This is a genomic window from Synechococcales cyanobacterium CNB, assembly GCA_030263455.1.
Classification (GTDB): Bacteria; Planctomycetota; Phycisphaerae; order Phycisphaerales; family UBA1924; genus CAADGN01.
In genome coordinates, this window is record SZOZ01000005.1 from 238,654 (window position 1) to 251,578 (window position 12,925).

The following is a 12,925-nucleotide window of genomic DNA, read 5'->3' on the forward strand; positions in this document are numbered from 1 at the left end:
TTCGCTCCGTGGTGGCTTCGATCGGATGATACGTGGCTACTTTGTGCGCACGCGCCCCTTGCCGCGCACGATGCGGCCGATCTCGTAGACCGACTCGCCGCTGCGTTCGAGTTTCTCCCGCACGGCCGCCGCGAAGGCGGGGCGGACGATCACGCAGTAGCCGATGCCCATGTTGAAGACGCGGCGCATCTCCTCGTCGTCCACGCGGCCTTGCTGCGAGAGAAATGCAAAGATCGGCGGCACCGGCCAGGCGTCGAGGTCGATGACCGCGTCCACGCCGGGGTGCAGGGCGCGTTCGAGGTTGCCCGCCAGCCCGCCGCCGGTGACGTGAGCCATGCCGGTAACGACCTTCTTCACGCGGTACGAGCGTTCGAGGCGGACGATGGACTGGGCGTAGATGCGTGTCGGTTCGAGCAGCGTGCGGCCGAGGGGCGCTTCGAGGCCCGGGTAGGTTCGGGCGAGGTCGAGTCTGCGGTCGTCGATGATCTTGCGGACGAGGGTGTAGCCGTTGGAGTGGACGCCGCTGGAGGCGAGGCCGAGGACGACGTCGCCCGGTTCGGGGCTTCGCCGGCTGATGGCGCGTGAGAGTTCGACGACGCCGACGGCGAATCCGACGAGGTCGAAATCGCCCGGCCTGTAGAGGTCGCCCATCTCGGCCGTCTCGCCGCCGAGCAGGGCGCAGCCGGCGACGCGGCAACCCTCGGCGACGCCGTGCATGACGCGATTCATGGCGTCCTTGTCGACGTGGGGGACGGAGAGGCAGTCCAGGAAGAAGAGCGGCTCTGCCCCTTCGACGATCAAGTCGTTGACGTTCATCGCGACGAGGTCGATGCCGATGGTGTCCAGCACACCGAGCCGCTGGGCGAGTTTGATCTTGGTGCCCACGCCGTCGCAGCACGCCACGAGCACGGGGTCGCGGTAGTTGCGTTTGAAGAGGCGCTCGTTGTAGTCGAGGCGGAAGAGGCCGGCGAACCCTCCGGGGTTGGCGATGACGCGAGGCCCGTGCGTTCGGCGCATGAGCGCGTCCAGCCCGCCGACGAACTCGTCGTAGCGTTCGAGGTCGATCCCGGCGGAGGCGTAGGTCGCGCCCCCGGCGCGGGGCACGGCGGAGCCTCGGCGTTGCTGGCGTGGTTTCGGCATCGGGCAAGAGGATACCGGCCCCGACGCACGCCCGGCGGTTGCCGTCCGCGCGCCGGTCGCCGTAGACTCGCCGCGTCCGGGCCGAGGCGGAATCGCGCCCGGCATCCCGGTCCAACGACGCACCCTCAGGCGGCACCACGCATGACAAACCCGTACCTCTTCACGTCGGAGTCCGTCTCGATGGGTCACCCCGACAAGGTCGCCGACCAGGTGTCGGACGCGATCCTCGACGCGCTGCTCGAGCAGGATCCGCACTCGCGCGTCGCCGTGGAGACGATGGTCTCCACGGGCATGGTCATCATCGCCGGCGAGATCACGACCAAGGCGTACGTCGAGATGCCGGATGTCGTGCGTGAGACGATCCGCGAGATCGGGTACATCGACGCGCGCCTCGCGTTCGACTACGAATCCTGCGCCGTGCTCGTCTCGATCAAGAAGCAGGCGACGGAAATCGCTCAGGGCGTCGATCGCGGCGGCGCTGGCGACCAGGGCATGATGTTCGGCTTCGCCTGCCGCGAGACGCCGACGCTGATGCCGCTGCCGATCCATCTCGCCCACCGCATGGTCGAGCAGCAGGCGCACGTCCGGCGCGAGGGGATCATCCCCGGCCTGCGACCGGACGCCAAGAGCCAGGTGACGATCGAATACGAGGGCGCGACGCCCGTCCGAGTGGACACCATCGTCCTCTCGACGCAGCACGACCGGACCTGGACCGAGCGGCAGGACGCCCTGAAGCGCGAGATCGTCGAGCACGTTCTCAAGCCCGTTCTCGGCGAGTGGTGGAACCCGGGCATCACCGTTCACGTCAACCCCACCGGCAGTTTCGAAATCGGCGGCCCGCACGGGGACTGCGGGCTGACCGGGCGCAAGATCATCGTCGATACCTACGGCGGACGCGGGCGGCACGGCGGCGGAGCGTTCAGTGGCAAGGATCCCACCAAGGTCGATCGTTCCGCGGCGTACATGGCCCGCTACATCGCCAAGAACCTCGTCGCCGCGGAACTGGCTGACATCTGCGAAGTGCAGTTCGCCTACGCGATCGGCGTCGCCGAGCCGGTCAGCGTCCACGTCGACTGCTTCGGAACCGAGCGGGCGGACACGGCGAGACTCGCCAAGGCCGTACGCGAGGTCTTCCAACTCACGCCCAGGGGCATCATCGAATCGCTGGGCCTGCGCAAGCCCATCTACCGGCCGACCGCACGGCACGGGCACTTCGGCCGCCAGCCGCGGGGCGATCTCTTCACTTGGGAGCGCACGGACAAGGTCGATGCGCTGAAGAAGGCCGTGAAGGGCTGATCGAGCTGTCAAACGGTCTCGAGGCAGCGACAGATGCGGCGCACCGTGCCTTCGCGCCCGACGAGCGAGAGCGTCTCGCCCAGGCCCGGGCTGACGGTCGAGCCCGTGACGGCGATGCGCAGCGGCTGAGCGAGCCTGCCCATGCCGAGCGATCGGCTCTCGCAGAAGGCTTTGGCCGCGGCGTCGATGGCGTCGGGCGTGAAGCGTGGGAGAGATTCGAGCGCGGGCAGGAAGTCGCGGAGCACGTCGAGACCGCGCGGATTGCCCTTGCGGAGGTTCTTCTCGACGGCTTTCTCGTCGTACCGGACGCCGTCGTCGGGGATGAGGGCGAAGGCGATCGGCTCGCGGCACTGTCCAAACGTTCGGATGCGCGGTTGCACGGCCCGCGACGCGAGGGCGAAGCGGTCGCCCAGCAGCGAGGGTAGAGCGGGGTCGTAGCGCTCGCACCACTCGCGCCAGCGGCGGTCGAACTCCACAGGCTCCAGCGAGGCGATCATGGTCTGGTTGAAGGCGAGCAACTTGTCGCGGTCGAACTTCGCGTTGGACTTGCCGATGCGATCGAGCGAGAAATGCTCGGCCAGAAATGCCATGTCGAAGCGTTCGAGGTCGGTGCCGTCGGGATTCTTCAGGCCGGGGTTCCAGCCCAGCAGGGCGAGGTAGTTGCAGAGCGTCTCGGGGAGGTAGCCGGAGCGGCGGAAGTCCTCGACGTCGATCTCCGGCAGGGAGAGGTCGAGTTCGCGTGCAAGGGCGAGGAGGGCGTCGGTCGGGAGCTGACGGGTCTTGTCGGAGAGCCACTGCGCGAGGTCGGCGGGAGAAAGAAGAGAAGTAGCAGAGGCGGGCGAGACGCCCGCACCACCAGAGCCCGAAGGCGCACGGTCGAGCATCGCCTTGCGGACGGTCTTGTCCTTGTCGCGTTTGGACATCTTCGACCCGTCCGGGTTGAAGATGAGCGGCATGTGCGCGTAGACCGGCGTTCGGAAGCCGAGCGCGTGCTGGAGCGAGACGTGGCGCGGCGTGTTGTTCAGGTGCTCCTGGCCGCGCAGTACGTGGGTCACGCCCATCAGCTCGTCGTCCACGACCACGGCGAAGTGGTATGTGGGGAAGCCGTCCGCTTTGCGGAGGACGAAGTCGTCGAGGTGCTCCTCGGTGAAGTCGATCTCGCCGAGTACGGCATCGGTGACGCGCACCGACTCTTCCGGCATCCGGAACCGCACGACGCAGGGCTCGCCGGCGCGGTAGCGGCGCAGGGCAGCGGCGTGGTCGTAGCCGGGTCGGCGGCGGTAGCGGAAGGTCTCCTTGCGGGCGGCGGCCTCGCGCCGGAGGGCGTCGAGTTCTTCCGCGGTGTCGAAGGACGGGTAGGCGAGATCACGCTCGATGAGCGCGTCGAGGTGGCGGTTGTAGATGTCCAGCCGCTGGGCCTGGAAGAACGGCCCGACGTGCCGCGGGTCGCCGCCGAACGTCGATAGTCCTGAATCCGCCACGGAGCGGGGGGGTGCCCAGATCGGCCCCTCATCCCAGTGGATGCCCAGCCAGGCGAGGTCTTCGAGGATGCCCCGGGCGGCATCCTCTGAGGACCGCTTCTGGTCCGTGTCCTCGATGCGGAGGATGAACCGGCCACCGTGTCGTCGGGCGTAGGCCCAGCAGAACAGGGCCGTGCGGGCACCACCGACATGGAGGTGGCCGGTGGGGGAGGGAGCGAAGCGGGTGATGACTGGGTTTTCCGCGGGCATGGACTGCAAGGGTAGGGGGGAGTTTGCGCGACCCCATCCGTCCGGCACGAATCCGTTGCAGTTCGCTAGACTGCTCGGCTGGGAGGCGGTCCTCCGGCCACGTCCGCGAGGGGCGCCCAGGTGGAGCCGGCTTTGCGGCACCGCTCGTACACGCGGGCGTTGTCGTGTCTGTGATCCCCGAGTGACGGGGCAGGAGGTGTGAATCCGATGGCTGTACGCAACGCTGCCGACATCCGGAACGTGTGTCTTGTTGGTCACGGCGGGAGCGGGAAGACGCTGCTCACGGAGCGGCTTCTCTTCGCCGCGGGCGCCCTGACCCGGATGGGCAGCGTTGAGGACGGCAGCACAGCGAGTGATTGGACGGACGATGAAAAGAAGCACAGGCACTCACTGCGGCCGACCGTGCTTCATTTCGATCACGAGGGCCACACCGTCAACCTGATCGACACCCCTGGGACGCTGGACTTTCTCGGGCACGCCATCGCATCGCTGCCCGCAGCCGAGACGGTCGTGGTCGTGATCGACGCCCATAAGGGGATCGAAACGGCGACGCGCCGGCTGATGACGATCGCCCGCGAGCGGAACCTGCCGCGCATGATCGTCGTGAACAAGATCGACGAATCGCAGGCGGACCTCGAAGGGCTGACCGACCGCATCCGCGAGGTCTTCGGCGGCGAGTGCGTGCCGATCAACCTGCCGGCCGAGGGGCGTGGGTCGGTCATCAACGTCTTCGAGGACGATCATCCCGATGGCAAGCCCGAGTTTTCCAGTCTGGACGAGGCACACACGCAGATCGTCGAGCAGGTCGTCGAGGTCGATGAAGACCTGATGGTGGAGTATCTGGAGAAGGGCGCGGGAGGACTCGACAAGGCGAGAATCTCTGCGGCGTTCAGGCAGGCGCTGCGCGAGGGGCATCTCGTGCCGATCTGCTACGCGAGCGCGAAGAGCGGCGCGGGTGCGAAGGAGCTGCTGCACGTTTTCGCGTCTCTGCTGCCCAGCCCGCTTGAGGGGAATCCGCGTCCGTTCTCGACGCCCGATGGCACGGAGGTCCGCCCCGAGCCGGACCCGGAGAAGCCGCTGATTGCACACGTGTTCTCTGTTGCGAGCGACCCCTTCGTCGGGCGTCTTGGGTACTTCAAGGTCCACCAGGGGACGATCAAGCCGAAAGCGGAGTTGTTCATCGACGACGGCCGCCGGGCGGTGCGCATCGGACACCTGCTGCGGCCGCAGGGCAAGGACAACCAGGAAGTGGATGCGCTCGGTCCGGGTGAGATCGGCGTCGTGGCGAAGGTGGACGAGGTGCAGTTCAACTCGGTGCTGCACGCCGGCCAGTACGCGGACGGCCTGAGGCTGCGTCCGTTGCCGCTGCCCAAGCCCATGTACGGCCTGGCGGTGACGCTGAAGAACCACAAGGACGAGACGAAGTTCGGCCCCGCGGTCGCCAAGCTCGAGGCCGAAGACCCGTGCTTCAAGGTCGAGCGCGTGGCCGCGACGAAGCAGACCGTGATGCGCGGCCTGGGCGAACTGCACCTGCGCGTCGTGCTCGAGAAGCTCAAGAGCCAGTACAACATCGAACTGGAGACAGCCACGCCCAAGGTCGCCTACAAGGAGACGATCAGCGCAAAGGCGGAGGGCCACCACCGGCACAAGAAGCAGACCGGCGGCGCGGGGCAGTTCGGCGAAGTCTACCTCCGCGTCGAGCCGCTCCCGCAGGACCATGCCGACGGCTTCGAGTTCGTCAATGCAACGGTCGGCGGCAGCATCCCACGCCAGTTCATGCCCGCGATCGAGAAGGGCGTGCGCCAGGTGCTCGGCGACGGGGCGATCGCCGGCTACCCCATGACCGGCATCAAGGTCGAGATCTACGACGGCAAGTACCACGCCGTGGACTCGAAGGAAGTCGCCTTCATCACAGCCGGCAAACGGGCGTTCATCGACGCCGTTCAGAAGGCGAAGCCGGCCCTGCTCGAACCGTTCGTCGAACTGGAAGTGACCGCGCCGAGCCAGTACATGGGCGACCTGACGGGCGATCTCTCGACGAAGCGAGGGCGTGTCGTGGACACGGGCATGATCGGGGCGGACATCTGCGTGATCCGCGCCATCGTGCCGCTGAGCGAACTCCAGAACTACTCCAACGAGCTCAAGAGCATCACCGGTGGGGCCGGGTCGTACACCATGGACTACTCGCACGACGAGCAGACCCCGCCGCACGTCATGCAGGAAGTCGTCGCGGCCTACAAGCCGCACGCGGAAGAGGACTGAACGACGACGGGGTCTGCAAGGCCCCGCCCCGAAGAGCACGGGGACCGCAAGCCCCCGAACAGCGAACTGGAGGTGGCGGCATGAACGCTCGTGGCCTGAATCCTGCGGTGGTGGTGGTGGCCCTGCTGCTCGCGGCGGGACTCATCACCGTCTTCATCATCAAAGGCGGGGGCGGACCGAAGCAGGCGACAGGCGAATCGACCGCACTCCCCTCGATCGAGCGACCGGGCATCCAGCCCGCGCCATCGCGGGAGCCGATCGCGTACCAGACGCCCCAGGAACCCGCCTCCGAGGGCGAGCCGGGGGACAAGGATGTTCCGGTGGAGGTCTCAGTGGCGACGGTCCTTCCCGCGCTCGTCTCCGCCGCGGCGGACGGTGATACCGGCCGAGTGCGTTCGCTGCTCGAGGGCGGCGAGGCGGTCGATCAACGAGATGACAACGGCCGGACGGCACTGATTGCCGCCGCCGCGGGCGGGCATATGGAGACCGTCTTTGCCCTCCTGGACGCGGGGGCGGATCCGCTGGCCAAGGACGACCGCGGCCTCTCCGCCCGCGACCATGCCATCGCCAGGGCCGACGAAGCCGGACTGCGGCTGGCCAAGGTGCTGGAGGGGGCGATCGCCGCGGTTGTCGGGTCCGTGACGGACCAGACCAAGTAGCCGACCACGATAGCCAAAAGCGGACGTGGACAAGGCTGCGAGCCGAGGTAGAGTCTCACATGGACCGGATCGGCCCCATCAGCGTACCAGCGGAGGTCTTCCGGGCCTACGTCTCGGGTGCGAGGCCGGCTGCGGTTGACGGGTCACTCGATGTGCGAGCGGTTCGGGCGGTCGATTCCTTCGAACCGACGGCCCGCACTCGGGGCGCCTCACGACTCATCGCGGCGGCGGTGCGTGGCGGGGTTGAGTTCACGGTCCAACCGAGCAAACCCGCGTCCGCCGCGCTTCCGATGTACCGCCACCCGGCCGATCGGAACACGGCAGCGACGGGCATCACGCTCGGCCGCATCCTCGACGCGCAGGGTTGATCGATAGGGCGACAGGCTACGGTCTGACGGCGTGCCCTGCTATCGTGCGCCCGTGACCATGACTCCATCCGCCCCGCGCCGTTCTGGTTCGCTGCCCGTACCCTCCGCGCACGCGAAGCACTGGATGCTCGATCCCGACGTCGTCTTCCTGAACCACGGCTCATACGGCGCGTGCCCGGTCCCCGTGCTCGAGACTCAGCGCCGCTACCGCGACATGATGGAGCGCGAGCCGGTGCGGTTCTTCATGCTCCAGCAAGAGGGGCTGATGGACCTGGCACGCGAGGCCGTGGCGTCGCTCGTCAACTGCGACATGGAAGGGATCGGCTTCGCGCCGAACGTCACGCAGGCCGTCGCTTCGGTGATCGAACTTTCGGGGCTTGGCGAGGGCGACGAGGCGCTCGCCAACGACCACGAGTACTCCGCGTGCCTGAGCACGTTCCAGCGCTACGCACGGCGAACGGGTGCGCGGCTCGTGAAGGCGACCGTCCCGTTCCCGACCGCGGGCGAGGACGAGGTCTTCGACGCCATCATGTCGCGCGTGACGGACCGCACCCGTCTCGCGCTCATCAGCCACATCACCAGCCCGACGGCGATGGTCTTTCCCGTTGCCCGGCTGACGGCCGCGCTGAAGGCCCGCGGCGTTGAGGTGCTTATCGACGGGGCGCATGCGCCCGGTCAGGTGCCGGTTGATGTTGCCGCGATCGCCCCGACGTACTACACCGCGAATCTCCACAAGTGGCCCTCGTGCCCGAAGGGGACGGCCTTTCTGTGGGTCGCGCCGGTGCGGCGCGAGGGTTTCGAGCCGCTCGCCCTTTCGTCGCGCGCGCACCTGAATCGTCCCGACCGTGACCGCTTCCGGTGCCTCTTCGACTACGTCGGCACGGACGACTACACCGGCTTCGCGGCTGTCCCCGACTCCATGCGCTTCATGGCCTCGCTCGAAGGGAGTTGGGACGCGCTGATGGCCCGCAACCACGCCCTCGCGCTGGCGGGTCGGCGTGTGCTGTGCGAGTCGCTCGGCACGGAACCGGCCGTGCCCGAGCACATGCTCGGCGCCATGGCGACCGTTGTCGTTCCGGGCGTCGGCCTGCCCTCGGGCGGCACAGCGCCGGGCCGCTACGAAGACCCGCTGCAGGAGCGGCTGGTCGAGCGGCACGGCATCCAGGTTCCGGTCTGGAGCCTGCCATCGGCCGGGCTTCGCCTGCTGCGCATCAGTGCGCAGGCGTACAACTCGATCGAGCAGTACGAATACCTCGCCGACGCACTGAGGCAGGAAGTCGTGCTGGAGCGGAGGGCTTGACGGATCAGGAGCGGTCACGCCGGGTGTCAGACCACCGGGCCAGTCTCGCCGCGACCAGACGGGTCGGCGTTCGCCAGGCGAGCGCCATGATCCCTCCCCCAAGCACGAGCATGAAGAACGTCAGCGCAACCTGCGCGAGGCGGGGATCATCGAGATGGTCGTTGGCACGGCCGAAGGCACGCGCGTAGCACAGCGCGAGGTAGATCAGCCCCGTGGCGAGGAACGGCTTCCACTGACGCGGCACGCTGGCCAGGATGAAGGCGACCGAGGCCGCGGCCAGACCGATCAGCCACGGCAGCCAGACCCCGAATCCGTCGTAGTACTCGAGGGCGAGCAGTCCGCCGAGGAAGTGCGTCGGGATCGCCCATCGCAGCAAGTTGCCCAGGCGCACCCGCAGCGGCGAGCGGACCCGGTCGAGCAAGAGGGCGACCACAGACAGGACCGCACCATTGACGATGAACGCCAGCGCACTCCATTGCTCGGGAACGGACCACTCTTCAGGATCGATCGGCACGAAGAAGTAGCGCTCCGGCGCATTCCACGCGGCAACACCCAACCCGACGCCAACGAGCAGGATGGCCGCCGTGAGGATCGGCCACGCATCGCGACGTCGCTGGTTCGAGATGCCCAGGGTGCGGCCGAGGAGCTCCTCACGCCGGTTCAACACAAGCCCGACCGGCAGCAACGGGACTGCCAGCAACGCCATCCACGCTCCGATCTCGGCGTCCACGACGCGTTCGTACGCTTCGTAGCGGCCCAGGCAGAGCCACACCGACGCCCACGCTGACGAAGCGGCGAGCACGCCCAGCAGCACGAACGCCGACGAAGCCGTGACGAAACGCAGCATAAGCACCGCCGCGAGCCACGCCGACGAGATGGCGAGCAACTGCCTGTTCAGCAGTCCCGGCTCACCGAATGGCTCGGCATCGTCCATGCCCAGCCCTTCCGGCCCTCCCAGCCAGCCCGTTTCGCGGAACATCACCGAGAGCGCGGCCGGAAGCACCAGCGCGGCCGTGATGAGGTATCCGAGCGAGACCCGTCGCTGCTCCGTGCGATGGAGGAACGCCCCGGCGGCCGCGACCACGGCGAGCGTCAGCCAGGGTACGCCGATCCGAACAGGCGATGAGAGATGGTCCCACGATTCGTACAGCCCGACCGTCATCGCCAGCACCACGAACCAGCCGCCGAGATAGAGCGCGACCTGCGAGAAGGTCAGCCTGCGGCTGTCGAAGATCCACGGCGACTCCGGGCGGGCCGCCGCGTGCAGACGGAAGATCAGGTCGTCCGCCTCCGCGCCGGAGATCATCCCGATCCGGCGCCACTCCTCGGCGCGTTCCGTCGCCTGCCGAACCTGCTCAGCGAACCGCGACTCGAGGAAACTCGGCCGGGCCGCCACGCTTTCGCCCGCGAGGAAACGCCGTAGCTCGGCGTGCAACTCCCCCGCATCGGCGTAGCGGCGTGCAGGCTCGCGCTCCAACGCAACCAGGCAGATACGCTGGATAGCCTCCGGCGTCTGCGGGGCAATCTCCTGCGGCAGCGGGGGATGCTCCGTCTCCGCCATCCGGCGGACCTCCTCGGCCGTCGCGCCGCGGAAGGGCGGCCTGCCCGTGAGCAGTTCGAAGAGCATCACGCCAAGCGAGTAGACGTCGGAGTTCGGAACGGGGCGTGAGGGGCTCCAGCGTTCCGGGGCCGCGTAGCCGGGCGTGCCGCCGCCGGGCGAGGTTCGATCATGTCCCTCCTCGTGCACGCCGCCAACCCGAAGTCCACGATCACCGGCTCGCCCCGCTCATCGACCAGCACGTTCGTCGGCTTGAGGTCGCCGTGCACAAGTCGGGCCGCGTGGAGGGAGGACACGGCATCGACGATTTTCGTGAACACCACGAGTCTGGCTCGAAGGTCGAGTTCGCGCGTGTGCGCGCGAAGATCGCTGCCGGTGATCCAGTCCATCACGATGAAGGGGGTCCGGGTGTCGAGTACGACCTCGTGTACGCGGCAGACGTTCGGGTGCCGCAGCCCCGCCATGGCGCGTGCCTCGGTGATGACGAGCCGGCGCGAGGTCTCGTCTCGCCCCGCCGTGTGGAGCAGTTTGATCGCGACCCGCCGACCGAGTACGGTGTCGGCCGCGGCGAAGACCCGCCCCATGCCGCCGGCCCCGGCCAGCCGCTCGAGGCGGTACCGTTGGCCGACGAGGGCTTGCGCTCCCTCCATGGAGTCGATGGTCGCGGGCGATGCGCCGATATCACCTGCCGCTGTCTGCGCGGTTGGGGCATCGGGGTCGTGCTCGCGATGGCGGGACGGATCGCTCATCGTCGGTAGCGTACCCCAGCCGGTCGTTCGGGAGTTGGAGTGAGTCATCCGGGTCCGGGCGCGGTGTGCTTCGCCTCCGACGCACGCCCACGCCAGATCTCGGCGTGCTCCCCGTACCCCGCATCAGGCTCGGCCGCGTGCCACGCGTTGTAGAGGTCCGCCAGTCGCAGGCCCGCTCGCTCGCGTTGCTCGGGCGTCGCGTTCGGGAGCCGCATGACACGCTCGAACGCGTCGAGCAAGACGGCCTCGGCCTCGGCGAAGCGGGCGAGCCTCTGCAGCTCCGTGGCCTGAAGAGACTGGGCTGCCGGGTAGAACGGGTGGCCGTGCATCCCGAGTTGGTCGTACACGACGACGAGCCGGCGGAAGGCGTCCTCGGCCTCAGCGGCCCGGCCCGCAGCGCTCAGGAGCAGCCCGTACTGGAACAAGGCCTCCGCCAGACCAGGCCCGACCTCGGCGCTGATCGTGAAGTCATGGTTGCACGCCAAGGCATAGGCCGCGATGGCCTCGTCGCTGCGCCCAAGCGCGGCGAGGGCGCGGGCGCGGATGGCGCGGGTGCCCAGCACGCCGGGGTGCGAATCGCCGTAGAGCCTGACGCGGCCTTCGATCGCTCGTTCGATGATCGACAACGCTTCGGCCGCTCTGCCTTGGCGCAGCACGATGTCCGCCAAGTTGTGGAGGAACGCGAGGACGTGCGGGTTACCATCCGCAACGTGCGGCGTGGCTTTCTCGATGGCCTCGGCGAACTTGGCCTCGGCATCGGCAAACCTGCCCATCCTCAGATAGAGCATGCCGAGGTTGTTCAAGTGATACGCGATGATCACTCCGGAAACATGGCCGGATTCATTGAGCGTTTCGATGGCTTCGAGCCGCAGCCGCTCCGCCTTCTCCATGTCGCGACGCAACTCGGCGAGTTCGGCGTACGCCTCACCGATCTGTGCGATGCGCCAGTGTCGATCGCCGAACGTCGCTCGTCGGCGCTCCAACGCGAGGAGGTAGACATCCTCCGCTTCGTCGAGGCGTCCGAGTTTTGCGAGCGCGCTCCCCAGGTTTCTTTCCGTGAGGGCGCGCCGCGAGACGGTGCCGATCGGCAACTCATCGAGGCTGTCCAACTGTGTGCGCAAGAGCGGTTCGGCTTCTTCGTACCTGCCCAAGGCGAGTAGCGCAGTACACGCCTGAGATTGCATATCCCATCGCACCACGGGATCGGCATCGCGGGAGGCGTTCGCTTCGGCGATCATCGGTTCGAGTTGCAAGAGGGACAAGTCGGCGCGGCCGATCTGCAGGTACGCGGGGTTCGCTTGGATGGCCGCGCGCCTGCGGATGTCATGGTCGAAGTCGGTTTCGCCCATCCCTTCAAAAAGGATCAGGTTCAGAACGGCGAGCGAGGCAAGTGGATCGCCGCGGTCCACGAGCCAACTCCCATGCTGCAGTTGATGCTCCAAGGCCAGGCGCCGATCGCCCAGCCTTTCGATGATCTCGCCCGCCGCGTCAAGGTTTACTCGCGACTGATCGAAGAGGCCCATATCCTGGAACGAACGTGCCGCCGCGAGCCGAATCCTGGCCTCAACCTCCGGGCGACGCTCAATACTGCGTGAGACTCTCCCCATCGCGGCCTCGAGCGCTTCGCCGATCATGGCACGCGGGCCGAGCCGATCGACCGATCCTGCCGCAAGCACCTCGTCAGTCACGAACCGCAGGATGGCCGCAGTCGTTTCCTGTTCGGATTCTGCGACCTTGACATGCTCATCGGCCACGCGCCGTTGCCGGGTCGCCTCGACGCCGAACGCCACGGAGACACCCGTCGCGGCGAGGAGCGTGATGGCGACGACCGCGGCGGTCGCGGCGGCTGTCCTGTGGCGGCGC

Annotated in this window: 10 protein-coding genes; 5 read left to right on the forward strand and 5 right to left on the reverse strand. The window is 67.8% G+C overall.

The genetic code is table 11. From position 1 onward, the window contains the following. Positions 1–36: 36 nt before the first annotated feature. Entirely contained in the window at positions 37–1,140 is a 1,104-nt protein-coding gene (locus FBT69_07155) for a phosphoribosylformylglycinamidine cyclo-ligase (protein MDL1904575.1), read from the reverse strand. 141 nt (positions 1,141–1,281) lie between these two features. Between FBT69_07155 and FBT69_07160 the strand changes: the two genes are divergently transcribed. Next, entirely contained in the window at positions 1,282–2,436 is a 1,155-nt protein-coding gene (locus FBT69_07160; protein ID MDL1904576.1) for a methionine adenosyltransferase, read from the forward strand. 8 nt (positions 2,437–2,444) lie between these two features. Here FBT69_07160 and gltX read toward each other — a convergent pair whose 3' ends face one another. After that, positions 2,445–4,166, reverse strand: a complete 1,722-nt coding sequence (gene gltX / locus FBT69_07165) for a glutamate--tRNA ligase (GenBank protein ID MDL1904577.1) — start codon at positions 4,164–4,166, stop codon at positions 2,445–2,447. A 207-nt stretch (positions 4,167–4,373) separates the two neighbouring features. On the opposite strand from gltX, the gene FBT69_07170 reads away from it, so the two are divergent. The 4 genes from FBT69_07170 to FBT69_07185 all read left to right on the forward strand — a co-directional run bounded on the left by FBT69_07170 (position 4,374) and on the right by FBT69_07185 (position 8,755). After that, entirely contained in the window at positions 4,374–6,428 is a 2,055-nt protein-coding gene (locus tag FBT69_07170; protein ID MDL1904578.1) for an elongation factor G, read from the forward strand. Between the two features lie 80 nt (positions 6,429–6,508). After that, a complete protein-coding gene (locus FBT69_07175; GenBank protein ID MDL1904579.1) occupies positions 6,509–7,087 on the forward strand; it encodes an ankyrin repeat domain-containing protein in 579 nt (192 codons plus the stop codon). 59 nt (positions 7,088–7,146) lie between these two features. Then, on the forward strand, positions 7,147–7,455 hold the full coding sequence (locus tag FBT69_07180; protein MDL1904580.1) for a hypothetical protein: 309 nt from the start codon (positions 7,147–7,149) through the stop codon (positions 7,453–7,455). Positions 7,456–7,513: 58 nt separating this feature from the next. Then, positions 7,514–8,755, forward strand: coding sequence for an aminotransferase class V-fold PLP-dependent enzyme (locus FBT69_07185; protein ID MDL1904581.1), 1,242 nt, complete (start codon positions 7,514–7,516; stop codon positions 8,753–8,755). Positions 8,756–8,759: 4 nt separating this feature from the next. Here the strand turns inward: FBT69_07185 and FBT69_07190 are convergent, their stop codons facing one another. From FBT69_07190 to FBT69_07200, 3 genes are all read right to left on the reverse strand, one after another. Continuing rightward, entirely contained in the window at positions 8,760–10,502 is a 1,743-nt protein-coding gene (locus FBT69_07190; GenBank protein MDL1904582.1) for a DUF2157 domain-containing protein, read from the reverse strand. Continuing rightward, positions 10,382–11,110, reverse strand: coding sequence for a serine/threonine protein kinase (locus FBT69_07195; GenBank protein MDL1904583.1), 729 nt, complete (start codon positions 11,108–11,110; stop codon positions 10,382–10,384). Before FBT69_07195 ends, FBT69_07190 begins: the two co-directional genes overlap by 121 nt. Continuing rightward, the coding region (locus FBT69_07200) for a tetratricopeptide repeat protein (protein MDL1904584.1) at positions 11,107–12,925 on the reverse strand (1,819 nt) is incomplete at its 5' end. The genes FBT69_07195 and FBT69_07200, both read right to left, overlap by 4 nt.